Source organism: Microcoleus sp. AT8-B5 (assembly GCF_036705565.1).
GTDB lineage: Bacteria > Cyanobacteriota > Cyanobacteriia > Cyanobacteriales > Microcoleaceae > Microcoleus.
In genome coordinates this window covers 1-26,478 of the sequence record NZ_JAUBUY010000056.1, presented here as the reverse complement: position 1 = coordinate 26,478, position 26,478 = coordinate 1, and the positions used below count along the sequence as shown (strand labels likewise).

The window sequence follows — 26,478 nt, the reverse complement described above, 5'->3', positions numbered from 1 at the left end:
TATTTTCCTCGCTAACTGCTTCGTCTTCTAAGTTACTGACAGCCTCTAAATCATCGGCGATGGGTGCAATGCTATTTCCCTCGCTAACTTGTTCTAGGTTGTTGTCGGAACCTTGTTCGGATGTCTCCAAGTCTGAGGGCACAGTCATAGGAAATTGGTAATTGGTAAGGGGTATTGGGAAGAGGAAAGGGGTAATTGGAAAGTGGTAATTAATTGGAAATTGGAAATTGAGAATAGTTATTTCATAATTGCTCCGACTTCCTTCTTCATTCTTTATTCTGACATCAGCAGTAGAAGGAACGATCGATAATTAATCCGTGTATCCATGTCAAAATCCGTGTCGTGCCTTCTTTATTCAATCACGATCGCAATTTTGCCGATCGCGCGGCCCGTTTCGCTGTAAGCGTGGGCTGCTGCTACTTCTTGTAAGCTGTAAGTGCGATCGACAATCGGCTCCACTTTATCGGATTCTATTAACTCCCGCAAAGCCCCTAAATCGCTGGTGTTGGCATTGGCGACAATTAATTTAGCTTTTTTACCCGATATAAACCAGCTTGTTAACATCGGTGCGAAATTGTCTAAAATCGGCAAAGTCGAGATATAAACTCCCTCTGGTTGCAGCACTTTTTCGCATTCAGCAAAGGTTCTTGTCCCCACCGCATCTAAAATTATATCATATTTTTCTGGCTGTTGAGTAAAGTCAACTTCCGCGTAATCGACAACAAAATCCGCTCCCAAACTCTTGACAAATTCTCTATTTTTAGCACTGCAAACTCCCGTTACTTCCGCGTTCATTGCTTTCGCAACTTGCACGGCAAAAGTGCCAACTCCGCCGGAAGCGCCGTTAATCAATACTTTGTTTCCTGATTGAATTACACCCAAATCCCTGAGCGATTGCAAAGCAGTTAAACCTGCGATCGGTACTCCTGCTGCTTCTGCATGAGTGATGTTTTTCGGTTTAATTGCTGCATCGGATTCTGGCACGACAGCGTATTCGGCGCAAGCACCCCCATTGATGGGATTTAAGAAAGTATAAACTTCATCTCCGGGTTGAAATTTGGTGACTTCCCCGCCGACTTCCACGACAACTCCCGATATGTCAGAACCGACTATTCGAGGAAAGTTAAATCCTGTTAATAGTTGCAGGTGTCCTTTCCGGATTTTCCAGTCTACGGGATTGACGCTGCTAGCGCGAACTCGCACTAACAATTCGTTGGATTTGGCGATCGGCTTGGACAATTCTCGGTACTGCAATTCCTCGGCTGAACCGTAGCGATCGAACGCAACTGCTTTCATGGCAAATTTTCCGGTTTATTTCCAATAGAAGATTCAATCCTTTACAATTACAGCACATTCGATCTAAATCTGACACAGCAAATTGAGCTAGCCTTGTAGCAGCGGGCGATCGACTCTTGGATGTCTCCAGACAAGGGGCAGGCGTGAGGCAATGGGCCCGCTGGCGATCGTGCGATCGCTAGAGATTAAAGTTAATAGGGACAGGGCGGGCGATCCCATAACCTTGAGCATAATCTACTCCAATCTCCCGCAATTTTTCTAAGATAGTCTCATCTTCGACAAACTCAGCTATAGTTTCGAGATTCATCGCATGGGCAATACCATTAAACCCTTCAACGAGCGCTTGAGAAATCAAATTATGACTAATATTTTTGACAAAAGCACCATCAATTTTTAGATAATCCACTGGTAAATTCATTAGATAAGCAAAGGAACTCAACCCACTGCCAAAATCATCTAAAGCAAAGCAACAGCCAATCTTTTTGAGTTCGCCCATGAAATATCTGGCTTGCTCAAAGTTTGCGATCGCTGCCGTTTCCGTGATTTCAAAACCAATGGTTTGTGGGGGAACTTTGTAACGAGAAAATTGTTCTATTAAAAACCTCATAAACTGATTGTTACTAATGCTAGCCCCAGAGAGGTTTATCGTATACAAGCCTTGAGAAAGAACATCTTTCTCCGGCAATTTGTGATAATTAGAGAATAAAGTTTCGATTACCCAACAATCTATCTCTGTTATCAATCCGTAACGCTCAGCGGCGGGAATAAACTCATTAGGAGATACTATTTTTCCATTTTCGTCCAGCATTCTGAGCAAAATCTCATAATGCTCTACTAATGGTTTAGAAGTAATAGAGACAATCTTTTGGTAGTAGAGACAAAAACGATTTGTTTCCAGCGCCTGGGTAATTTTGGAAATCAACTGTCTCTCACCACGTTGTTTAATTAGCTCGCTATCATCTAGACTATAAATATGAACACAGTTGCGGCCTCTGGCTTTGGCGGCATAACAAGCTGCATCAGCCGCTCCCAGAAGCTCCATCAAATTTTGGCTGGTTTGGTCAATAGCAACAACTCCAATGCTGACTCCGATGATAAAGGTTTGGCCATTCCAAATAAACCGAAACTGATGCACTAGGTTTTTGAGGTTTTCCGCAATTTGAGTTGCTTGAGAGAGCGAACATTGAGTGAGCAAAATACCAAATTCATCACCTCCCAAGCGAGCCAGCATATCATGAGCACGGACTCCCTGTTGAATAAGCGCGGTGATTTGGCGCAGTAGCTCATCGCCAGCAATATGACCTACGGTATCGTTAACGACTTTGAATTGATCTAAATCTAAATAACAGAGAGCGTGCTGGTGATTGCTATGTTTAACAGAGGCGATCGCATCAACTAGGTGCTGCTCAAATCTTCGACGGTTGATTAACCCCGTCAGGGCATCGTGATTCTCTTCCCAAGAGAGTTGACGGGTGAGATAGCGCGATTCCGTAACATCATGAAAGACCATGACTGCCCCGATAATTTGACCTTGGCGGTCTCGAATCGGTGCTGCCGAGTCAGCAATTGGATACTCGGTTCCATCATGGGCAATCAGAATAGTATTGCTAGCTAAGGTCACAATTCGCTCTTCTAATAGAGCCTTGTTTATAGGATTCTCTACTGGCTCTCGCGTTACTTGATCGACAATTAGAAAGACTGTCGAGAAATGAACTCCTTGAACCTCATGATTTTTCCAGCCTGTCAGTCGCTCAGCTATAGGGTTGAAATATCTCACATTACCTTGGGCATCAGTAGTAATAACCCCATCGCCAATGGATTGCAGTGTCACTTGAGCCAATTCCTTTTCGGCAAAGAGAGACTCTTCGAGACGTTGCCGTTCTTCAATTTCTATCAAGAGACGTAAATTCTGCTGTTGGAGTTTTTGTTGCAGCCTTCCGATAGTTAGGTGGGTTTCGACACGAGCTAATACTTCTTCGACTTGAAATGGTTTAGAAATATAATCAACTCCTCCAGCAGCCAGCCCTTGCACCTTATTAAAAGTTTCATTGAGCGCACTCAAAAAAATTATTGGAATCTCTGCGGTGCGCTCGTCAGATTTTAATTGTCTGCAAACTTCATAGCCATCTTGATCGGGCAACTTAATATCTAGTAAGATTAACTCCGTCGATGGCGATTGGGCGGCTCTGAGCGCCATTGCACCTGTCGTGGCACTACGAACTTTATAACCCTCTGCCCTCAAAGTATCCCTGAGCAGACGCAGGTTATCAGGCAGATCGTCAACAATTAAAATATTGCCTCGGTAGTTGGTAGCTCGATCGCTAATTCTATCGCTAGTTCTATCGACAATCATACTGATTTCCCTAGTTTCCTGCTAGAGGAATATAAACATATGCACAAATAGTATAGTTTAATTATTCGGTTAAAAGAGTCATTTTACCCACAAAGAAATCCTGCGAACCCGGAGATATTGGGCTGGCAAGGGGGCGCAACCATAAAAAATATGAATTATTCAGCTAGGGGCAGTCCCCCCGTGGTAGCCCTTCTTCGCTTCGCGTAACATTAGAAGAACATTGTTTCAAGCCAAGCAGCCGATTTATGAACAAGCGGAGTTCTCAAATGGCAAGTCTACTCGTCATTGCGATCGGGTGTCTCGTGCTGTTGGGTTGGCAATTTGACATCTCCCTACTCAAAACCGGTTTTCCCGGTATGACTTCGACCATGAAAGCAAACACGGCAATTTGCTTTTTGCTGGCTGGAGTTTCTTTGAGATTGTTGCAGTACCAAAAAACCAGACTGCACGATCGCATCGCTCAAGGGATGGCCGGATTGATAATGATCGTCGGTATGCTGACGCTGAGCCAGTATATTTTTGGTTGGAAGCTGGGTATTGATGAGTGGCTTTTCCGAGATTTCGTGTCTTCAGCGACTCCTTATCCGGGAAGAATGGGAATAAATACCGCCCTAAATTTTGTGCTGATGGGAGTAGCACTGCTACTGTTAGGGCAAAAATCCCAACGAATTACTTGGTTGGCTCAGATTTTTAGTAGTGTTGCAGCTTTAATTTCTCTACTAGCTTTATTTGCACACCTATTCAATGTCGATATTCTTGAACGTTTGGCCACAATTACGACGACTCAACCCGTAAACGCGATCGTCACATTTTTCATCCTCTATGGAGGAATTTTATGGCTCCGCCCCAAGGAAGGATTAATGCAAGTAGTAACCAGTCCCCTAGTTGGCGGAGTCATGGTTCGGTGGTTGCTGCCTTGGGCCACGATCTTTCCAGTGACACTGAACTGGTTCACTCTTCAGGGACAAAAGTTAGGCTGGTATAACGCTAATTTTGGCTATACATTGCGTTCAACTGTTATGGTTTTCACGTTCTCAATTCTCATTTTGGGGACGGCTCGCTTTTTGAACCAGATAGATTACAAGCGCCAACAAGCCGAAAAAGAAATTAAAAAACTTAACGAAAGTTTAGAAATTCTTGTGACTGAACGAACAGATGCTTTACAAAAATCGCAGGCTCGTTTTGCAGGAATTCTAGAAATCGCCAATGATGCAATTATTTCAGTCGATCGCACTCAACGCATTACTCTGTTTAATCATGGGGCAGAAATGATGTTTGGCTATAAAATTGAGGATATTTTAGGGAAGCCACTGAATTTACTGCTACCAGAACAGTTTAGAGATGCACACCCGCAGCATATCAAACAATTTGCACAGTCTTCTAGCAGAGCGCGAAGGATGGGAGAACGAAGCGAGATTTTGGGTCGTCGTCGAGATGGAACGCAGTTTGCGGCTGAAGCCTCTATTTCTAAGCTCGAAATGAGAGACGAAACGGTATTTACTGTTATTATGCGCGATATTAGCGATCGCCAAAAAATTGAGATGGCTTTACGAAACAGTGAAGAGCAGTTTCGCCATGCGTTTGAAGATGCCTCTATCGGGATGGCGATCGTTTCACTTGATGGGCACTGGATTAAAGTCAATCCTGCCTTATGTCAGATTCTTGGCTACTCCTCAGAAGAGTTGTTAGCGTTAACTTTCCAAGACATCACCCATCCTGACGATTTAGAGGCGGATCTTAGTTATGTACATCAACTATTAGCAGGAACAATTTCCACTTACCAAATGGAAAAACGGTATTTCCATAAACAAGGACATATAATTTGGATTCTTCTTGATGGCTCGCTAGTACAAGATGGACAGGGAAATCCACTGCATTTTATTGCTCAAATCCAAGACATTACGGCTCGGAAAGAAGCTCAAAAAACGCTAGAGCTTCAAAGCGTTATCATGAATAACATGGCAGGAGGAGTTTGTTTAATCAAAGCCTCAGACCTCATGATAGTCTACACCAATCCTACCTTTGACGCTATGTTTGGCTACACAGAGGGCGAACTCGCAGGTCAATCCGTTGGTATCTTAAATTATGTCGATACAAAGGTTACACCAGATGTAACCGTTCTAGATATCGTCACTCAAATTGAACAGGCCGGGGAAGCGAAATATGAAGTCCACAATAGAAAGAAAGATGGAACTCTCTTTTGGTGCAGAGTTCATACATCCAGGTTTGAGCATCCTGAATACGGAACTGTATATGTTGCCGTTCAGGAGGACGCAACAGAGCTAAAACGGGCTGAGCAAGCCTTGCAAGCTACCACAAATCGCCTCAACTTTCTTCTAAACTACAGCCCCGTGGTCATTTTTAGCAGTAAACCTGCTGGCGATTATGGAGCAACGTTCATCAGCGAAAATATCAAAGATGTATTGGGCTACGAAAGCAGGGAGTTTTTAGAAGATTCTAAATTTTGGGTGAATCACTTACACCCAGATGATGTAGAACCAGTGGTTAATGGGTTAGCAAATCTATTCGTTAATGATTTTTACTTCCACGAATACCGTTTGAGTCGCTCCGATGGGGTTTATCGCTGGATGCTCGCTCAGCTTAGGCTAATTCGAGATGGTTCAGGTACACCAGTAGAAATCTTGGGATATTTAATTGACATTAGCGATCGTAAACAAGCTGAGTTGGAATTTCAGCAGGCAAATGAAGCAAACCAAGCCAAGACTGTCTTCCTCGCCAATATGAGCCACGAACTCCGCACCCCCCTCAACTCAATTTTGGGATTCACGCAATTGATGAGCTATGAGAGAAATCTGACTCCTTCTCTCCAAGAACGTTTACAGATTGTCAATCGTAGCGGTAGACATTTATTGGACTTGATTAACGATATTTTAGATTTATCCAAAATAGAAAGCGGACGGATGACCCTCAATCCTTCTGAGTTTGATTTGACAAGTTTGCTGACTTCTATTGAAGAAATGTTCCAAGTTAAAGTCCAATCTAAAGAAGTGCAGCTAATTGTCGATCGAGAACCCGACATTCCTCAATTTGTGCATAGTGACGAGAAAAAACTCTATCAAGTCTTGGTCAATCTGCTTGGTAATGCGATTAAGTTTACCAATCAAGGAAGCATCACCCTACGGGTAAGAACAACACAAATAGACAAAACATCCTGTCACCTATGTTTTGAAGTTGAGGATACAGGTGTCGGAATTGCGCCCACAGAAATTGAGAAATTATTTAAGGTTTTTGTGCAAGCCCAAGCTGGAAATAATTTGAGTCAAGGCACGGGGCTAGGTTTAGCCATTAGTCAAAAACTCGTCAAACTTATGGGCGGTCAGATTCGGGTTAAAAGCATTTTGAACCGAGGTAGCACTTTTTCCTTTGAGATTGGCGTACAGTTACCTCAAGCAGAATCCTTACCCCCAGAATCAATTAATCAAAAAGTAATTAGTTTAGCTCCTGGACAACCGAGTTACCGCATTCTTATTGTTGAAGATTTAGAAGAAAATCGCCGCTTGTTAGTCGAGATCCTTACCTCGGTTGGTTTTGAGGTGAGAGAAGCCAAACAGGGAGTGGAGGCACTCTCACTGTGGCAGAGTTGGCGGCCACACCTAATTCTGATGGATCTGCGAATGCCGATCGTCGATGGCTACACAGCTACTAAATATATTAGAGAACGCCCTGAGAGCCAAGAAACTGTCATTATTGCTTTAACTGCGAGTGTTTTTGAAGAAGATCGAGAGAAAGTTCTCATGGCTGGCTGTAACGACTTTATAAGCAAGCCATTTGAGCAGAGAGAACTTTTTGACAAAATCGCTAAATATTTGGGAGTGCAATATATCTACGAAGTGGTAGAACCAACTCCACAAAAACAATTAGTTGAAACGCTGTCTGTAGAAGATATATCCGTGATGTCCCCTCAGTGGTTAGAACAAATGTATCAAGCAGCTTACTATCTCGATACCGAAGTTATGAACGAATTAATCGTACAAATTCCCGAATCAAAAGCAAGTTTGTCCCAAACACTAACTGATTATATCAATAATTTTAATTCCGATCGAATTATGGAGATCATTCGACCTTTGCTGCCTAATCCACTGTAGTTATCGAGTTTAATGACAAAGAAGCTATAGTGCTGTAAGCAGTGGCTATATTTCTAATAGAAACCAACAGGGGAAAGGATTTGGAAGTTTTTGGAGAGGTCTATTGCAGATATCCATCAGCATGAGGAAATGGCATACACATTAGATGGTATGTGCTGTATCATAGAGCAATTATATTTCGTGTGTGAAGGGGATTTATTTTTTTATTAACCGCAGAGGGCGCAGAGGTCAATCGATTTTAGATTTTAGATTTTAGATTTTAGATTGACTTGCGCGAGATAAATGCGGGGGCTTGAGGATTTTAGATTTTAGATTTTGGATTGATTCCACGGATAAATCACGTGGCGGGTACCATCAAGAAATTCTTGGTCACAGAGAAAGAGAAAAGAGAGACATAAATGATTGATTTAACCGGAAAGGTAATTTTAGTAACTGGTGGCTCGAAAGGGATTGGTGCAGTGACGGTGCGGACTCTGGTTAATGCTGGGGCCGAGGTGATTTTGCATTACTTTCGCAGTCAGGAAGAAGCTGAAGCGGTGGCAGCAAGTGTTGCGCGCGATCGCTGTTATTTATTGGCAGCAGATTTGATGGTGGAAAACGCGGCCTCGACTTTGTGGCGAGATGCTTTAAAATGGCGGGGCCATATTGATATTTTAGTTAATAATGCGGGGATTATGCAGTCAGCGGGTATAGAGGACGAGTTCGATATTTGGTCTTCAGCTTGGCAGCAAACTCTACAAGTGAATTTAATTGCCGTTGCCGATTTGTGCCGGGAATCTATTCTGCATTTTCAAACTCGCCGGGTCGGTACAATTATTAATATAGCAAGTCGCGCTGCTTTTCGCGGCGATGACCCGAATTATCTGCACTACGCCGCTTCTAAAGGTGCTATTGTTGCTTTAACTCGCAGTATTGCTAGAGGGTTTGCGGCTGATAATATTTTGGCTTTTACAGTTGCACCGGGATTTGTTAGTACAGAAATGTCTAATCAGTTTATTCAGGAGTTCGGTGAAGCTGATATTATTCGCGATATCCCGATCGGCAAAATCGCTCCTCCTCAAGATGTTGCCAATGTTATCGCGTTTTTAGCATCCGGTTTGGCTACGCACGCTACCGGGACTACGATCGATATTAACGGAGCCTCTTATGTGCATTGAGACAATTCCTGTAAAATACCTCTCAAGGCTCACGCTGACATCTTTTAAAACTAACTAATTTATCACTTTAGCAAGACGCTAACAACATCATAAATCATTTATGCTTAGAACAAAGATAGTCTGAGGAAATTTGATTATGACAACCCATAACGGTAGCAACACAAAACGAGTTGCCATACTCATTGAAAATGGAGTTGAAGATTCCGAATTCCTAGTTCCTTACAACGCCTTAAAACAAGCAAATTTTGATGTAGTTGTCCTCGGTTCGCGGACAAACGAAAAGTATGCAGGGAAACAAGGAAAAGTTGCTCAGCAAGCTGACGGAACTACCACTGAAGCAGTGCCCGCAGAATTCGATGCAGTGATAATTCCCGGCGGCATGGCTCCAGATACAATGCGGACTAATCCCAACACAGTCAGGTTTGTACGAGAAGCATTTGAGCAAGGAAAAATCGTCGCTGCTGTTTGCCACGGCCCGCAAGTTTTGATTGAAGCCGACTTGCTGAAAGGCAAAAATGCGACTGGTTTCTTGGCAATTAAAACAGACATGATCAATGCCGGAGCTAACTACATTAACGAAGCTTTAGTAGTTGACGGCAACTTGATCACTTCCCGCCAACCGGGAGATTTAGCAATATTTACTACCGCCATTATGGCTCGCCTCGGTTACGGCGGAAAAGCAGTCGGTTTGCCAGAAGAAACTGATACAAATGCAGAATGGTGGAAATTAGCTAATGGTTGGGGAGGTTCTACACAAGGCGACATTGTTAAAGGTTTGAATACCGCCCTCGCAGGGGAACGCTATGCTTGCGAAGCCTTTGAACATTATGCGGAAAAAACCCAAGACAGCGATTTGCGATCGCTCTTGAGAGAAATGATTCAAAACAAACAGCACCACATCATCGCTCTCGAAAGTCGCCTCAACGATTTTGGTGAAAAACCCTCAATTCCTGCCCAAATTGCTGACAAGTACGCTAAATTAAAAGCTTCGATGCAAGGAAGCGATGAAACGTTCTTAATGCGGAGCACTCTCGGTGATTTGCAAACCGGTGTTGTCGATATCAACAACTTGCGGGTGAAGTTCACAGATCCTGTATCAACGGCCATTTTTACAGAAATAGAATCGGATTTGTCTAAGTGTGAACAAGTCGTTGCTAAACTCTTCCGCGCCCGTGCAGTTTCCCAGGAAATCAAGTCGCCTAAACCTTCGACTAGCCCTGCTGTAAAAATGTAATCAGCAAGGGGATAAATAAGTTTGTAGTTTGGTTGAAATGTGAAAACCAGTACCAATATCGCAACTACAAACTTCCTCTGCAATCCTACAATATACGCCTTTGCGGTAAAATAAAACCCAACACTAAAAAGCAGATATTCAACTAACTGCAAGGTGGAGGGTTTTATTCAATGGGTTTTATTATTATTTCACCGGGACACGGGGGGTTTGAAGGAAGCTTGCGGCATCCGGCGGCGGTACAAGCCCCCGGATTCATCCGTGTACAAATAAAAAATATAGTATCCGATAAGCAGCCCCCGGATACCTCCGTAATATCATGTCCGATGGATTAATACTAATTATAAAAAATCATGCAACAGTAGCTGTAGGGTGCGTCGCTACCCTTAAATTATCAAAAAAAGCGACTATCTTACAGCGACGCACCTTACTCATAACTGTTGCATGATTTTGGAGAAGTGGTATAACCCTAGTATCCCGGTCGGGGCGGGTTTTTGAGATTGTCAATTATTGGCAGGTATTGTTGGTGAACCCGCCCCTACAACAATCGCGTTCCCTCGACCGGAAATGATATGAGGTCGCTTTCTTCAATTCTTTAAATCTTCAATTCTTTAAATCCAAAATCTAAAATCTAAAATCTAAAATCGATTGGCTTGTTCCCTCTTCCTTTAGACAGGAGACACCTGGGCTATAAATGCGCTACTGTGTTGCCAATATTTTGATGAGGAAAAAAAGGCTGTGGTTCCCTTACGCGATGAAAATCCCATTAATATCACTCCCTACGTCACCTACGGGCTGATTGCCGCAAACATATTAGTATTTTTGTACGAACTCAGTTTGGGCGATCGACAATTAACCGAATTTTTCTACTCTTGGGCCGTAATTCCTTGCCAGTTAAGCAATATGTGTCGGGTTGCTCTGCCAGTTTCGCCATTTCCCGAATGGACGACACTAATTAGCTCCCAATTCCTGCACGCAGGCTTTCTCCACATTGCCGGAAATATGTTATTTTTGTGGATTTTTGGCAACAACGTAGAAGAGCGTTTAGGACACGTCAAATTTATAATATTTTACCTTACTTGCGGCGTTTTAGCATCACTAACTCAGTGGTTTTTTTCCTCCGCATCTGCCATTCCGTCCCTGGGTGCTAGCGGCGCGATCGCAGGCGTGATGGGAGCTTACATTCTCAGATATCCCCAAGCCAAAGTCCTGACACTGCTGCCCTTGGGAATCTTTATTACCACTGTCAGAGTCCCAGCTTTCTTCTTTCTAGGATTTTGGTTTGCACAGCAAGCATTGAGCGGCTTGGCTTCCTTGAATGCCCCGGCAAGTGTCGGCATGGAATCCGGGGGAGTTGCCTACTGGGCCCACGCTGGCGGCTTTGTTTTCGGCGCTATTCTCGGCCCTTTGTTGGGACTTTTTTCTGAAGATAATCGGATTTGATTTTTCACCGCCGTTGAACGCAAATAAACGCAGATAAACTGCTAACAAAATTTGCGTTTATCTGCGTTTATTTGCAGTTTCAAACCTCTGATTTTTCTCAAAGCTCGGTGCTATGCTTGGCTCTTTGTTGGCATTGTTTTCTGAAGATTAGGAGTTTATTTTTCACCGCAGATGAACGCAAATTAACGCAGATAAAGTGCCAACTCTTACATCCCACATCCCGCACCCTCTACTGTCAGAATCGGTTTTTTAGGAAATTTTAGAACCAACCAAGTTACCTTTTATACAACGTACAAGAAAATTATTTGGGCGATCGCCAGTCAAAAATGCTCAAAGACCCGCTGTACAGGCGGAAGAAATCCTGCGAGGAGCTTGAGTTAAGGGAAGAAAAAATTATAGAACCCTATATTTTGGAGGTTTATTGACAGGTGTAATGCAGCACATTAAAATAACTTATCAGAATTTATATTGATTATGAGCAACCTCAGAGATTTTTCCATCGCCACTGCCAGAATGATGCCCGTTATTATCCTGGCAGATGTCAGTGGCAGTATGACAGCCTATGGCAAATTGGCAGCCCTGAACCGAGCGATCGCGGAAATGATCGCAATTTTTGCCTCGGAACAGGATGCACGGGCCGAGATTCATGTCGCTGTCATTACATTCGGTGGAGATGGAGCCAACTTTCACCAGACACTACAACCAGCCTCCCAGATCCAGTGGACAGATATGGAGGCGAAAGGACCAACCCCGATGGGTGCGGCATTTGAACTAGCGACTCGGTTTCTGGAAAACAGAACAGAAATTCCCAGTCGCTCTTACCACCCCAATCTCATCTTAATCTCTGATGGACAGCCCACTGATGAGCGGGGACGCCTGGACGATAACTGGAAAAAACCTCTCGAACAGTTGTTAAATTCAGACCGGGCTTCTAGGGCTTTACGCTTTGCAATGGGTATCGGTCCTGATGCAGATGAAGAAACGCTCAAGGCATTTCTCATTGGGCAACATCCCGAAATTCCGGTATTTCGGGCCGACGAAACTAGAATTCAACAATTTTTCCGCTGGGTCACAGTAACGGTTTCCAGTCGCTCTAGAAGTGTTAATCCCAATAGCGTTTCTCCAATTGACTTCGATAATCTTGAAGAACTTTTGGACTTCTGATGTTAACTCCACCTCAGCCTGGTTTAGAATGGTTTGGAGCATCAGTCCGAGGGCGATCGCACATCCAACAGAGTCGCCCGAATGAGGATGCCTGGATGGGAATGTCTGGTGCATTTGGCACAGCCATTGTCATCAGTGATGGGATGGGGTCAAAACCGAATGCTCGGATAGGAGCACAAATGGCTTGCCGAGCTGTCAGGGATGCCTTGAAGCCTTGGGCGAAGTCTGAGAACGCACCTGCTGCAACCCTGCTCCGTTTAGTTCATCTTTTCTGGGGATTGCGTGTCCTACCCCAGAAAGAAGAGGACAGCGCAGCAACCTGTCTTTTTGTCGCAGTATTGCCTTCAGGTGAATTAACGATCGCTCAGCTAGGGGATGGTATTGCTGCAATTCGGAATGCTGATGGCAGCCTGGAAATTCTGCAAGGTGAACGCCAGGGATTTACCAACCAGACTACTGGGCTTGGCATTGCCAAAACAACCAAGGATTGGACAGTAATTACAAAACCAGCCTTATCACCCAATGCAGCAGTATTACTGGCGACGGATGGTATTGCTGATGATTTAGTAGCCGATCGCACTGGAGATTTCATTCATACCCTAGTTACTGAGTTTGGGTCAATGGCTCCGACGGCTCGCCGACACGCTTTACATCGGGAGCTCAGAAATTGGGCTACTCCCAACCACCTGGACGACAAAACCCTGGCAGTGATCTGGCGCAAGCAAGCAGAGGATGAATACAAATGAATCTTGAAGGCAAACGGATTACTGATGAATGCGGGCAAGCCTACGAGCTAGAGCGAAAATTGGGCGAGGGTGGACAGGGAGCAGTATACTCCGCAAAAGGCGGCAAACGAGCGATCAAAATCCTATTTAATAGCTCTAGCAACAGTCGGCGTGAGTTGCTCCGAGGACAGTTGCAGAATATCCGTCTAATGCCTGAGCTACGGGGTCTGGCGATCGCCAGACCCCTGCAAATGCTCCAAGCACCTTACCTGGGATATGTAATGGAACTCATTACGGGAATGGTTCCCATATCACGGCTGAGTAATCCTCCTCGCGATCTCGACCATCTGGCAGAGTGGTATTTGAGCGGTGGAGGATTGCGTCGTCGCCTACTGTTACTAGCAGGTTGCGCTGAAGTTCTTGCTCAACTACATGGTAAAGGGTTAGTTTACAGCGATCCATCACCTAACAATATTTTCGTCTCCACTGATTTAGATGGCCACGAAATTCGTTTGATTGATGCAGATAACCTTCATTACGAAGGCTCCTCATCTACACAACGTTTATATACACCTGGTTATGGTGCGCCAGAATTAGTTTTGGAAAAATCTGGGGTTAATACCTTAACGGATGCTCATGCTTTTGCCGTCATTGCCTTTCAAACACTCTGCTTAATTCATCCTTTAATGGGGGATTTGGTTTTGGATGGTGAACCAGAGTTAGAAGAAAAAGCGTTACAAGGTTGTTTGCCCTGGGTGGACGATCCAAGCGACCAAAGCAATGCCACGCATCACGGCTTTCCCAGAGAGAGCGTGTTATCTCCCAAATTAAAGGAACTGTGCCGGCGCTGCTTTAGTGAGGGGTTACGAGAACCAGTAAAACGACCAGGAATTAGTCAATGGGTTGAGGATTTGTATTCGGCAGCAGACTTCACAGTGCAGTGTCCCGATTGCGGTAGCACCTACTACGCAGATCAACAATGTTGTCCCTGGTGTGACTACCCTCGTCCACTTCTGATGCAACTGCTAATCAAACGATGGGAATCGCTGCCAGATGTGAGAGAATGTCAAAGGTTTCTCTCAAAGCATAAAATTTTGGCGGCTCTGGCACTGACAGAATGCCAACCGTTAATCCTTACGAATCGAATTATTAATGGCAGAAGAGGAGCGGATCACCATACTCCTGCGATCGAACTCCAAATCGAAAGAACTAACGTTCGTGTTCGCAGTCTCAATAAGCAATGTTTCTGGCTGTCGTCTTTTGATGGCGAACAACGAACGGTTGTAGAAGTGCAGGATGGATGGAAACGATTTCCAGCCAACGATCGACCCTATACGTGGCTGCTACATTTTGCCCCTACCGATCGCCCACACCGTCTTGCAACATTCAGGTTTGTCTCTGGAGAACAATCATAATGAGAGTCAGCGATATTCAAAGTGGACGCATCCACACCATTGAAGTTGAACGGAGCGATCGCACCTCATTTGATGGTCAAGAACTCCTATCCATCAAGAATGAAGTTTTCCTACACAGAGATGAGATCGGCAATGACATTCTTCTGGGTCATGGGTCAGATATTTGGAATATTCAAGGTAAAGACCAACAGAACCAGACCGAGTTAGAAGGCATTCTTGAACGTAATCTACCAACCTTATGCTGGTTGCTGGAAATCCGTCCGAAACAACAGTCCCCCAATCAACTTTCCATTAAAGTGCATGAGTTTCCGGGTAAGCTCTACATCCCCAATGAAATGCAGTTTGGTGTTGATGAAAAAATTATTAAAGAGATTCGTAATCGGCATCTCAACCCTTCCGAGCCAGTTGATAAAATCATTGAGTGGCTGACTCGTGAACTCCTTCTACCTCCAGCAAGTGAAAGCCCAAAAGCACGAATATTAATGCGAACTGGTAAAAACTACCAGGATGGACTGGAAAACTCATTCCAGCTATGCGGCAACAGGATTACAGTTGATGTGCGGACTCATGACAGTCGTTTGCGGGTTGAGCGAGTCGCGAAATCACGATCGCCAAAAGATGCTAGTCAGCAGCGCCCTCTAATTTTATTAGAAGCACCAATGTCGTTCTGTGATATGTCGATCGCCGGGACACTACGAGAAAGCATCAAAACAGAACTAGACGCACTTACCAGCAATGCAGATACTTATCTGTCCTTATGGCGGGAATATAACGAATTGGAGGAAAAGGCGATCGTCCAAAAAGCAAATGAGGTTGGCTGGATCGCTTATTCCTCTGAAAAAATGTTAGCGTCGGGCGATCATCGCTTCCACCTTGAAAAAAAGGCGAATTTGCAGGAAAGGTTGCAGGGATGGAGCGATCGATCTGAGTTTTCTCTGGAAGCGAGCGATCGAGAACCTGATTTGAGCAGTTTAGAAAGTGTTGCTAGCAGCCAGAAGCTGTTTTTTGGACAAATCAGTGATATTGATCCTCAAAATCTGACTCTGGACATCCGCCCATCTAATCCAGATGAATTGCTCTCTCCACCGCCAAACGGATTTCTGTATGTTTCTCTTCAAGGCGATCGCCCCCGCTTAAATCGGCGTAAACGTGCTGAAGAGCTGATCCGAACAGCAACCTGCCCTATGCCTCAACTGGGGCTGATCTTACAAGATCAAAAAATTCCCCTTTCAAATTATCGCCAGCATAAGCTACCAGATAAAACCGTAAGGGAAGCTTTTCATGGTTCCCCCACTCCCCGTCAGGAAGAGGCACTGCGGGTCGCTATTAATACGCCCGATATTGCTTTAATTCAAGGCCCACCAGGAACAGGTAAAACCAAAGTTATTACTGCGATTCAAGCCTGTCTGTCTGAAATTGAAAAGAACAGAAATGGCACAGTTTCCCATCGTTTGCTCCTAACCAGTTACCAGCATGATGCAGTTGAAAATGTGGCAGAACGAACCGTCATATTTGGGCTTCCGGCAGTTCGGGTTGGAGGTAAATCTAGTCGTAGCGATGCCCCAGATAATGTCGATCGCTGGCGTAGAGAGCGAATTGAGGCACTTGAAGCTGAACGGGCTAGTTGGTCTGAACTGCCAGAGACAGCTTTGTTGCGTCAGGTACAAAATCTCGTCACGGGTTATGTACTAACTCCAGGAAATTTGCAGCAAACAGCAAAATTGCTAGAAGACATTTACAATTTGACAAAAACTAGGATTTCTGGAGAAATTAGCGATCGTCTCTTAGAACAAAGCCGTACCATTACATTAGGAAATTTCACCAATTATTCAATCAATAACGAAGTTAGAGAATTAGCAATTCAAGCAATCCAATCGCTCCGTATTGAACCAATTTCATTCTCAGATGACGGGCCGACTGCTGCATACAAAACTCTGCGTCGCCTTGAATCATTAAATTTGTTATCGGATGGCGACCGCCTCCTTCTAGAAACAGCAGCCGATTGGGATAATTTCGAGTTTCCTGGTGAGCCTCCTTTTCTCAATGATTTGGCAGCCCTCCAAATCAGACTTTTAGATCGACTTACTCCTACAGCAAATGATTCAATAACCGCACCTGTTGCCAATCCTGAGATCGAATCTCTATTAGAACAAGTGCGAGATGCACTAACAGAGCAAGTGCGTCAATCCCAGTCTGGAGTCGAAGCTGTTGTAGAAGAATACCTGAACGACTTGAGAAGCGATCCTAATGGCGTCCGGCAAATGCTGCGAAATTACACCGTTGTTTTGGCAGCTACTTGTCAGCAGGCAGTAGGCAAAGAAATGGAGTCCACAACTGGAAATGTTGATAGTGTTTTTGAGACAGTCATTATTGATGAGGCAGCCAGGGCCAATCCCCTAGACTTATTTATTCCAATGGCTAAGGCAGAACGACGGATTATTTTAGTCGGCGACCATCGCCAGCTACCCCATATTCTGGAAGAAGATCTCGAACGTCAACTGAATTCATCGAACCAGACAACTCAAGATGCCCTGAAGAAAAGCTTGTTTGAGCGGCTATTCAAACAGTTGCAGGAATGGGAAAAACGGGATGGCATTAAGCGCACCGTGACGCTGGATACTCAATACCGGATGCACCCAATCTTGGGTAATTTTGTTAGCCGCACCTTCTACGAATATCATGGAGAGCCTCCCATTAAGGCTGGTAGACCAGAAAAGGAATTCTTTCACGAGCTCCCTGGTTATCAAGATAAGGTCGCTGCCTGGATTAATGTCCCCCTCAATTTAGGAAGTGAAACCAAAGGACAGAGTAAGTCTCGTCCTGTAGAAGCCAGACGGATTGCAGAAGAACTAAAACGCCTCATTGAACACGACTCTCGTCTGACATTTGGGGTGATTGCCTTTTACAGAGCCCAGGTGACAGAACTCTGGCACCAACTTTGCAAGCTGGAATTAGCAGAAGTTACAGATGACGGTAACTATCAGGTTGCTTCAGCATGGCGAGAAACAACAAATCATGATGGTAAACTCGTTGAGCGATTGAGAATTGGCACTGTTGACGCCTTTCAGGGCAAAGAATTCGATGTCGTGTTTCTCTCTGTGACCCGCAGTAACAATATTCGAGCAACACCCGATCGCCCAGAAACTTATCGCCGGAAATATGGCTTTTTACTGTTGGAGAATCGTCTTTGCGTGGCCATGAGCCGACAACAGCGGTTGCTGATTGCTACAGGTGACTTGGAGATGGTCAGAGCCGAAGCCGATCGACCAGAAAACGAACGTCAGGCAATTCGTGAATTAATTGCCTTTTATGAACTCTGTAAAACACCTCACGGAAAAGTTTTTTAGGACAACTGCCATGCCTTTCCGCAATGATACTTCTGTTCTCTATTACAATCATTCACCCAAGGCCCGTTGGAGTCAGCGACAATATTTGCTGTATCCCGTTCGTATGTATCGAGTTGTGGCGCCCCGTGTCTCATCTCGTAAAGTCAACATCTTAGAAAAAGCAGTTTTGGGAATGTGTCGCGCCGGCATCACTGAAGCTGCTAAAATTGGTCATCACCTTAATATTGGCAAAGATCTAACAGCCCTCATCATCTCTCAACTTGCCGATCGATATTACGTTGACTCACGTGGAAACCTTACTCAAAAGGGGAAAAAAGTGCTGGAAGACGAAACTTCTATCGTCCAGGATGTTACTGCTGGGTTTATCTTCCAAGATCCGTGGACAGGTGACTTATTTCCACGCTTTGCAGAGCGCGAAGAGTACGCTGATGTCCGCCTCAATGATTCAGGGTTTCCAGAATTAATCCTCGGTACAACAGGTAAGCCAAATTATCAATGGGCTTTTATGCCGGAAGTCAAAAATACGATCGAACGGCAACCTTCTCCAAATGAAATTATTAAGGCGGTTCGAGAGCATGAAAGAACTCTTAAAAATGTCAGTCGTATCAAAGACGACAATGATGATGATGATACCTGGGTTTTTGAGAAACTTCCGACTCTCGATCGCGTAAGTTTTATTAATGAGGAACCAACCGATCTATGGCTGGCAACTTGTATCTATGTACCTGAAGATATTTCAAGTGGGAATGTCTGGAAAGTTTATGATCCGTTTGGCTTAGGAGATAGCCCCTGGTTACTCCGCAAGTTAGAGAAACACCGAAAAAATCAAACAATTCAGGGATTAGAGAATTTTTTGCTTAATATGCTGGGCGACCAACGAAAGGAGCAATTCAATAGCCTTGATGATTGGCTAATCCTGGCCGATCGGGAAGCCTGTTTACAGGTTGAGGATAAATTAACTCCTGCAATTAGAAAATGGGAGGAGTTATTTGATGATATTGTCGCCCTTGAGCGATTATATATTGAGGCGGAGGAAGTGACAGATTGTAAAATTCTGCTCGGCAAATTGGAGGATATTTTGACTAAATCGCAGAAGGTGGCTGAAAGACTGTTGAAAATGCTTCAGCAGGATTATCCTACCAAAGGAAAAGCCGATAGATTGAGTGAGCGCAGAGAGTTGAATCGTCAACCCCTGAATGATTATGCAGAAAATGCTGGTTTCAGACAGCCTTTGCCTCCCGGATTACTGAGTGTCGATCGCAATTTAATCCGCAAAGCCGCAGATTATGGACATGGTTCGTTACGTGCCCTCATGCTAGCTACACTACTTGCTACTCCAGATAACTCCACACATCCACTCCGACTTGCTGCTCAACAATACCCCGATCTACTGGATCTGCTGGATGAGTTAGCAGAAAAGCGTAATGCTGCCGCACATAGCTCAAATCAGAGGGGTGATACTCAACCACGCAAATTAGCAGACTTGGCACGACAAATCGATACCGTGTACAGGTTAGTCGCTGGAACATTGCAACTGTCTTATCAACCGTAAAAATTTATATTTCTGAGGATTAATATGGGTCGCAGTAAAAAAGCATTTTCAGGTAATCAAAATCAAACCGGAGTTAAAAACCATGGAGGCAATGGAAAAAGTGATACTAATGCGGGAAGAAAAACATCAAACTCCGAAAAAATAGACTTCTCTAATGAGCAGATTAATACCTTATCTGCCCAGGCTTCAGAACAGCTTACGCAAGAGGATTTAGAAACATTAGGCTCATCCCCTCCAGAGAGTTTTGACCTTAAGCAGCTTGGGGACAAAGCAAAAATTTTTGATTTAGCTACCAAGCGCCTGGAATTGGAAAGTCAGCAACTTGAGAGCCAGAAACAAGAGTTACACGTTAAGCAGACTGATTTAGAAGACCAGAAGCAGAAATTGACGGAAGCATCTAAACTCTTAGGAAAGGATCGAGAGCAACTGAATCGACAACTGGCAGAGGTAAACCAACAAGAGCGCCAATTTCAAGAACGCGAAGCTAATGCAACAGCCGGATTTCTGACCCAAAATCGAGTTGCCCTATCCCAATTGGAACAACAGATTGCACAAGTCAGCCAAGAGATCGCGCAAGCTCTTAGTCAGAAGGTCGAGATCCAGCAACAACTGACAGAAGAAATTGGTCAGAAGTATGCTGAATTTGAGCAGAAGATTTTTACAGAAAGACAGGAATTTGAGCAAGAGCGGCAACAACTAATTGCAGAGCGCAAATCATTGAGGAAGGAGCAAAACAGGTTAGAAATTGACCGTGAGTTACTGGATGAAGAGCGGCAATATTTTGAAGAAAAAGTAGAGCAACGTGCAGCCGCAAAAGTTGCGGAATTAGAAATTGATATAGCCATTCGAGAGAAACTGTACAAAAATTCTGAGCAGAGATTGAAGCAATTAGCAACCAAGTATGCCAACTTGGTTGATGCCAATAGGCTTTTTAAAGACCGTAATCCCGAAGAGATTTTGGCTGAGTTAGAAGACTTGCACCGACGGAATAATGAATTAGAGGAAAAATTATCTGAACGTCCCACAGAAGCTGCTGCGAGACGCTTGGAAGATTTGGAGGTTCAGAAAGAACAGTGGGAAGCAGAAGGTTTTCGACTCAGCGAAAAAGTACAGCAATTAGAGCGTTCAGCAGCCACTAATCGCATCGCCGTTCTTAATTTAGAAACGTTGCGGGATGAAAAGGAAGCTTTAGAAGCTAGCAATAATCGTCTTCGAGCAGTGCTGAAAGAGTTAAGGGAAAACGTCAATGATGCGATCGCTCAATCTAAAGAGCGTAGCCCCTTTGAGAAATGTGTCCAACTGGACAAAGATGAGAAGTTGCAAATTGCTCCCCCACTTTCACAGGAATCAATTGATCTTGCACAGTTTGCTAAAGACCTTCGTTATCATATTGCTAAATCTTCCTTAGAGAAGGATAAGCTGTTGTACTACTCAGAACAGGACATCCGAGCATTCTTGGGTGGGATTGCGATGAGTAAACTCCACATCCTACAAGGTATCAGTGGCACGGGTAAAACCAGTCTCCCCATTGCCTTCGCAGGTGCATTAGGACTGCAAGGAGGAAAGAACTATAAACTGGTTGAAGTACAAGCAGGATGGCGTGATCGCCAGGATTTAATTGGCTACTACAACTCTTTTGAAGGGAAATTCTATGAAACAGAGTTTCTCACAGCTTTGTACGAGGCTCAGTGTCCCGAATTCCGCGATCAAATTTATATCATCATCCTAGATGAAATGAATCTCTCTCGCCCAGAACAGTATTTTGCCGACTTTCTTTCCAAATTAGAACAGAAGGCCCCTGAACTAATATTAAATACCGATTTAGAACGCCCCTCACCAAAACTTTTCAAGAAGAAGGACACACTTATCATTCCACCCAACGTCTGGTTCGTTGGAACGGCAAACCAGGATGAAACTACTTTAGAATTTGCCGATAAAACTTACGATCGCGCTCATGTGATGGAACTTGAACGCAGTCAGGAAAGCTTTGATATTCCTCAACTTTCACGAAGATATCCCATCTCTTATAAGGGACTGACAACTGCTTTCAAGGAAGCTAAGACACAACATCAGAGTCAAGCTACTAAAGCATTCGACTTTCTGAATGACAACCTATCTAAGAGATTGGAAAGTAAATTCAAAATTGGTTGGGGAAATCGACTACAACGTCAAATTAATGATTACATCCCGGTTGTGATTGCGGCAGGAGGTTCCCTAACTGAAGCGACAGACCACATTCTGGCAACTAAGATTTTGCGAAAAGTGCGCGATCGCCATGACATCCAATCAGAAGATCTGACCGAACTTAAGAAAACGATAGAAACTTTCTGGTCTGAACTAGGTACAGAGAAACCAGTCAAGTCATTGAACCTTCTGCAATCGGAGTTGCAGCGGCTTGAGCGAGGAACATATTAATTATGCAGTTTTACAATCGCTTAACTGGACAGACTCGTAAAGAAATGCCGACTCGGTTATTGTTGGGTCAATGGCAGATTCATACTGAAACAGAAACAGCTACAATCAATGCTGTCCCCATCTCACCGCAATCCAGACTATATGTTTTTCCTGATACTGGGAAACGCTGTTCAATAATAGTGTTAGATGAAAGTAGAAAGGAACAATCTTTCCCTAATTGGCAGATTCCTTCTGATTTGTTGTTGGAAAGCCTTGGCTTTTTTGCTAAAACGCTCGATGAACTCTCAGGTAATTTATGGAAGGAGTGGGTAAAGACATCGCCACTGGTGCATGATACTGAAAAAACTATTCATCCCCAAACATTAGAGGAACTTCTGGAGAGACATATTGGACATATTGAGGAAATTTGTCATCGTCCAAGAACTTATCTCAAGATGGAAACCGACAGATTACCTGTCTCCCGCGTGCAAAGAATTTCGCCCCATGCTACAGAGTTTTTGTCGGCTCATACAGAAGACTGGGAGAAACGAACGTTTCGGAATATACGTCCGAAGAGAGTTTTATGTCTGATCCGAGAAGACCTATTAGATATTTATGAAAACAAAGTTACCGCTCGATTAATCGATCATCTGCTGGAATACCTCCAGAAACGAATTATCGAAGTGAAGGCTCTTCAAAGAGAGTTAGAGCAAGCAGATGACTTCTCTAAAGACACTCAAAAAATTCATTGGCGAAACCGAATCCGAATTTGTAGCCTTTGGGGCGATCAGTTTCAAGCCGGAACTGCCCTGAAAACAGCGGAAAAGACACTCAAACTATTGAAACAGTTGCAATACAAGCTACGAGGATTGCTAGATACGGAGTTATATCGTGCTATCCCCAAACAGGCAACTGTTGGCAATACCCTCAAACGAACTAATATTCTGATCAACGATCAGCATTACCGCTATGTGGACAAGTTGTGGCAAGCTTGGATGCCCTGGAAGCGTGACCACACACAGACTCCCCAACAGATATTTGAAACCTATAAACAAGGCTTTAAGGGGTTTGAAGCTTTCTGTTTACTTCTAGTTAGCCGTGCTTTAACAGGTAACGGAACAGATGATCGAGGGATAGGATTTGAGGTTGATGATCTGTCTGATTTGCAATTGGGTAGCTCGATTCAATTCAACAGCCCAAGAGGTAGCATAACTTTGAGCTGGCAGCATGATGGAACTATTTTATTGGAAGCAGACAAAATTCAACATCTGAAATTAATTCCATTAATGCTCCCCTTAACTGCTACAGAAGATGCAAATGTAATTAATCCTATTATTGACGAATTTCGTTCCGCTTGTTCTGAAAATCCGAACGGCACAGTAATAATTCTGTATCCAGGAACTGAGGATGAGCGACAGAAGTTACCTCAGTTACTTCAACAAGAAATTAATAGTTTAAAAAAGCCATTGGCTGTATTACCTGTTAGCCCACTAGATATTCTCAGTGTTGAGCGTATTGCTCGTGCTATCCAATGGTGGCTCTATAGCCAATACTGTCAAATCTATCCTTTCACAATTGAGGAGAAAATACCTGCGTCACTGCTGGAACAAAATTCATGGATTATTCAGGAAGGACGACATTATAAATTACTTTGTTCACCTAAACCTGAAGAACAGGTGGATTTTGAAAATCGTCTCTCACAACTAATTAATCAAGCTAAAGCTCATGGACCGAAAGCTAAAGGAGAACTACTTGAATTACAGACTCTGGATAACTTCCCGGCTCGAACAGAAGAACGATTTAAGCCCTTGTTAACTTGTCCAACCTGTTACAAGAAAAGCGATCGCCTTGAGCCTCTAGATAGCCAGTGCTTCCGTTGTGATTGTAAGAGTGGCAGGGATTGCGGAACGGAGTGGGGAATGCGAATTTGTGGCAAGTGTAGCGAGCGTTACCCATACATCAAACTCTCTGATTCAGGTATTCTTAACTCATGGTACGATCAACAAGTAGGATCTGTCGAGCGCATTTTCGGTAGAAACGTATTAGCAATCCCTTGTCGGAGTGATAAAGATACTAAAAGCTTTATCTGTCCAGCCTGTGGGGCTTGTAGTTGAAACCCATCTTCGGCACTCGCGATCGTGTCACACCACGAATTTTGGGATGAGTGAGTATTTTGGACTGGCGATGGTCACAAGGATTTCCGGCGTTGCTGATTTACGGTATGAAAGGCTAAATATGCAAGTCATAGAAACCAGTATCCACAAAGCTTCTGGATTTTCAACTTATTTTTTTCATACCCTGATTAAGCAACGCCTGATTTCCTTGTACGTTGTCTAAAACGTAACTTAATTTGTTCTCAAAATTCCGAAAAAACCGATTGTGACAGTAGAGGATGCCGAAGGTGGGTTACATCTGCGTTTATCTGCGTTTATCTGCGGTTTCAAACCTCGGATATTTCTCAAAGTTCGGCGCTATTCTCTGGCCTTTACTGGAATTGTTTTCTGAAGATAATCAGATTTACGTTTTCACCACAGATAAACACAAATTAACGCAGATAAAGCCAACAAAATCGGCGTTTATCTGCGTTAATCTGCGGTTTAAAACCTCTTATCTTCCTAGATAAACGTCAAGTCAAATTCCGAAAGAGAAGAAACCCCAGTTACACCATTTAACTTCGCCAAAATGCGAGAATCGCTGCCGGTGAGGTTATTGCCATTGCCGTCATAAATGATGTAAGTATTGCCGCCGGAATCGTAGGCAAACAAGAAAGCACTTCCTCCCAGAATATTTGCAGAAACCGTTGTCTGCACATTCAGCAGAACTTGGGTGTTACCGCTAAGATTCGCAAATCCGGGGGCAAAATTAAACTGATCGGCGATCGGCACACCGAGACCGCTAAAATCAGTAATCACATCGTATCCGCCCGCTGCGATCGCAGCCTCGATCGCCGCCGAAGAAGACGCATCAAAAGCCGGCCCACCTTGTGCAGGGCTGGTATAGCGGAATTGATTGCTGCCGCCGCCCCCTGTCATGGTATCTGCGCCGAGGCCGCCTACGAGCACGTCGTTATCCAAACCGCCGTTAATCGTATCGTTGCCGCCTTGACCATCAATAGTATCGCTGCCCGACAAACCGTCCAAATTGTCCGGCAAAGAACCCCCCACTAAATTGTTAGGCCCGCTATCAGCCGGCAAGATTTGAACGGTGACAGTACCTACGCCCGGAACTGTCCCGAATCCGTCGCTGACGCTGTAGGTGAAAGCAGTTGTACCCGCTACGTTGCCGGGGATGAATTGCACTTGAGAGACAAGATTTACAGCTACGCCCAGTTGTGGTGTGCTGACATTGATAATGCTGAGTGTCCCTTTTTGCGGACTGGAATCGTTCGCCAGTACGTCGATGAAAGTGGGCAGCAAATTATTCGTATTGGTAAAGACGATGCCGTCATCGACAGCAATCGGCGACAGAATAGTTGGAACAGTTACGGAGGTATCGAAAGAATTGATGTTAATTGCCACTGACGCTGCTGCGGTGCCACCTTGGTCGTCAGCTACGCTGTAGCTGAAAGAACCGGCTTGCCCGATCGCGTTTGTTCCCGGTTGAAATGTCAGCCCAAGTAAATCCTGAACGGTTAACTTTTGGTTCACGGTGACTGGGTTCGTACCCGTAATTACCTGACCAAAAGTAGGATTGGGAAGTCCGACTACCGCGATCGACAGCGGCTGGCCCTCCGGGTCGCTAGGCGCCGAAATGCTCAGAGACAGAGGCAAATTCTGCAAACCAGTCACCGTCTTGCCCGCTTCCACGATCGGCGGCTGGTTAGGAGTCGGAGATGTAAAACTCGGCGGAGTCGGCCCGCCGCCCAAAGGCGGAGGAGTTGGGGGCGCAGCAGTGGGAGTGGGGACGATCGAAGGACTCGGACTTGGGGTTGTCCCGCCCGCAGTCGGACTCGGACTCGGACTCGGACTCGTACCCGGAACCTGTACCGGCAATGGATCCGTTGTGGGGTTCGTTGTTGTGCCTGTTATGGGGTTAGTTGTTGTACCCGTTGTGGGGTTCGTTGTTGTGCCTGCTGGTGTTGGAGTTGTGGTCGCTGGTGTTGGAGTTGTGGTCGCTGGTGTTGGAGTTGTGGTCGCTGGTGTTGGAGTTGTGGTCGCTGGTGTTGGAGTTGTGGTCGCTGGTGTTGGAGTTGTGGTCGCTGGTGTTGGAGTTGTGGTCGCTGGTGTTGGAGTTGTGGTCGCTGGTGTTGGAGTTGTGGTCGCTGGTGTTGGAGTTGTGGTCGCTGGTGTTGGAGT

Annotated in this window: 14 protein-coding genes; 11 read left to right on the top strand and 3 right to left on the bottom strand. The window is 44.6% G+C overall.

All coding sequences use genetic code 11. The features are described from left to right. Positions 1–351 precede the first annotated feature (351 nt). Both QUB39_RS26155 and QUB39_RS26150 read right to left on the bottom strand, forming a co-directional pair. Positions 352–1,296 carry an NAD(P)-dependent alcohol dehydrogenase gene (locus tag QUB39_RS26155; RefSeq protein ID WP_333055284.1) on the bottom strand — a complete coding sequence of 315 codons (945 nt, stop codon included), beginning with the start codon at positions 1,294–1,296 and terminating at the stop codon, positions 352–354. A 178-nt stretch (positions 1,297–1,474) separates the two neighbouring features. Next, positions 1,475–3,649 carry an EAL domain-containing protein gene (locus QUB39_RS26150; protein ID WP_333259996.1) on the bottom strand — a complete coding sequence of 725 codons (2,175 nt, stop codon included), beginning with the start codon at positions 3,647–3,649 and terminating at the stop codon, positions 1,475–1,477. Between the two features lie 266 nt (positions 3,650–3,915). Here QUB39_RS26150 and QUB39_RS26145 point away from each other — a divergent pair, with 266 nt between their 5' ends. From QUB39_RS26145 to QUB39_RS26095, 11 genes are all read left to right on the top strand, one after another. Then, positions 3,916–7,755 carry a PAS domain S-box protein gene (locus tag QUB39_RS26145; protein ID WP_333055282.1) on the top strand — a complete coding sequence of 1,280 codons (3,840 nt, stop codon included), beginning with the start codon at positions 3,916–3,918 and terminating at the stop codon, positions 7,753–7,755. Between the two features lie 398 nt (positions 7,756–8,153). Continuing rightward, on the top strand, positions 8,154–8,912 hold the full coding sequence (locus QUB39_RS26140) for an SDR family oxidoreductase (protein WP_333055281.1): 759 nt from the start codon (positions 8,154–8,156) through the stop codon (positions 8,910–8,912). A 136-nt stretch (positions 8,913–9,048) separates the two neighbouring features. Next, positions 9,049–10,146 carry a DJ-1/PfpI/YhbO family deglycase/protease gene (locus QUB39_RS26135; protein WP_333209606.1) on the top strand — a complete coding sequence of 366 codons (1,098 nt, stop codon included), beginning with the start codon at positions 9,049–9,051 and terminating at the stop codon, positions 10,144–10,146. 735 nt (positions 10,147–10,881) lie between these two features. Next, on the top strand, positions 10,882–11,586 hold the full coding sequence (locus QUB39_RS26130) for a rhomboid family intramembrane serine protease (RefSeq protein WP_333209604.1): 705 nt from the start codon (positions 10,882–10,884) through the stop codon (positions 11,584–11,586). Positions 11,587–12,060: 474 nt separating this feature from the next. Next, positions 12,061–12,750 carry a VWA domain-containing protein gene (locus QUB39_RS26125; protein WP_333152681.1) on the top strand — a complete coding sequence of 230 codons (690 nt, stop codon included), beginning with the start codon at positions 12,061–12,063 and terminating at the stop codon, positions 12,748–12,750. Then, entirely contained in the window at positions 12,750–13,496 is a 747-nt protein-coding gene (locus QUB39_RS26120; RefSeq protein WP_333209602.1) for a PP2C family serine/threonine-protein phosphatase, read from the top strand. Before QUB39_RS26125 ends, QUB39_RS26120 begins: the two co-directional genes overlap by 1 nt. Next, positions 13,493–14,890 (top strand): serine/threonine-protein kinase, encoded by a 1,398-nt coding sequence (locus tag QUB39_RS26115; RefSeq protein ID WP_333209600.1) that lies wholly within the window; start codon positions 13,493–13,495, stop codon positions 14,888–14,890. The genes QUB39_RS26120 and QUB39_RS26115 overlap by 4 nt, the downstream gene beginning before the upstream one ends. Beyond that, complete coding sequence (locus tag QUB39_RS26110; RefSeq protein WP_333209598.1) at positions 14,890–18,237, top strand: AAA domain-containing protein; 3,348 nt, start codon at positions 14,890–14,892, stop codon at positions 18,235–18,237. Before QUB39_RS26115 ends, QUB39_RS26110 begins: the two co-directional genes overlap by 1 nt. Positions 18,238–18,247: 10 nt before the next feature. Then, complete coding sequence (locus QUB39_RS26105; protein ID WP_333209596.1) at positions 18,248–19,789, top strand: hypothetical protein; 1,542 nt, start codon at positions 18,248–18,250, stop codon at positions 19,787–19,789. A gap of 24 nt (positions 19,790–19,813) precedes the next feature. After that, positions 19,814–22,204, top strand: coding sequence for a hypothetical protein (locus QUB39_RS26100; RefSeq protein WP_333209593.1), 2,391 nt, complete (start codon positions 19,814–19,816; stop codon positions 22,202–22,204). Positions 22,205–22,206: 2 nt separating this feature from the next. Next, positions 22,207–24,297, top strand: a complete 2,091-nt coding sequence (locus QUB39_RS26095; protein WP_333209591.1) for a hypothetical protein — start codon at positions 22,207–22,209, stop codon at positions 24,295–24,297. A 501-nt stretch (positions 24,298–24,798) separates the two neighbouring features. On the opposite strand, the gene QUB39_RS26090 is transcribed toward QUB39_RS26095, so the two are convergent. Then, positions 24,799–26,478, bottom strand: a 1,680-nt coding sequence (locus QUB39_RS26090; RefSeq protein ID WP_445299488.1) for a calcium-binding protein, incomplete at its 5' end; no start/stop codon positions are given.

Bases quoted from the DNA above. Each gene is read 5' to 3' on its own strand.
- QUB39_RS26155 (WP_333055284.1), bottom strand. From the start codon at position 1,296: ATGAAAGCAGTTGCGTTCGATCGCTACGGTTCAGCCGAGGAATTGCAG.
- QUB39_RS26150 (WP_333259996.1), bottom strand. From the start codon at position 3,649: ATGATTGTCGATAGAACTAGCGATAGAATTAGCGATCGAGCTACCAAC.
- QUB39_RS26145 (WP_333055282.1), top strand. From the start codon at position 3,916: ATGGCAAGTCTACTCGTCATTGCGATCGGGTGTCTCGTGCTGTTGGGT.
- QUB39_RS26140 (WP_333055281.1), top strand. From the start codon at position 8,154: ATGATTGATTTAACCGGAAAGGTAATTTTAGTAACTGGTGGCTCGAAA.
- QUB39_RS26135 (WP_333209606.1), top strand. From the start codon at position 9,049: ATGACAACCCATAACGGTAGCAACACAAAACGAGTTGCCATACTCATT.
- QUB39_RS26125 (WP_333152681.1), top strand. From the start codon at position 12,061: ATGAGCAACCTCAGAGATTTTTCCATCGCCACTGCCAGAATGATGCCC.
- QUB39_RS26120 (WP_333209602.1), top strand. From the start codon at position 12,750: ATGTTAACTCCACCTCAGCCTGGTTTAGAATGGTTTGGAGCATCAGTC.
- QUB39_RS26115 (WP_333209600.1), top strand. From the start codon at position 13,493: ATGAATCTTGAAGGCAAACGGATTACTGATGAATGCGGGCAAGCCTAC.
- QUB39_RS26110 (WP_333209598.1), top strand. From the start codon at position 14,890: ATGAGAGTCAGCGATATTCAAAGTGGACGCATCCACACCATTGAAGTT.
- QUB39_RS26105 (WP_333209596.1), top strand. From the start codon at position 18,248: ATGCCTTTCCGCAATGATACTTCTGTTCTCTATTACAATCATTCACCC.
- QUB39_RS26100 (WP_333209593.1), top strand. From the start codon at position 19,814: ATGGGTCGCAGTAAAAAAGCATTTTCAGGTAATCAAAATCAAACCGGA.
- QUB39_RS26095 (WP_333209591.1), top strand. From the start codon at position 22,207: ATGCAGTTTTACAATCGCTTAACTGGACAGACTCGTAAAGAAATGCCG.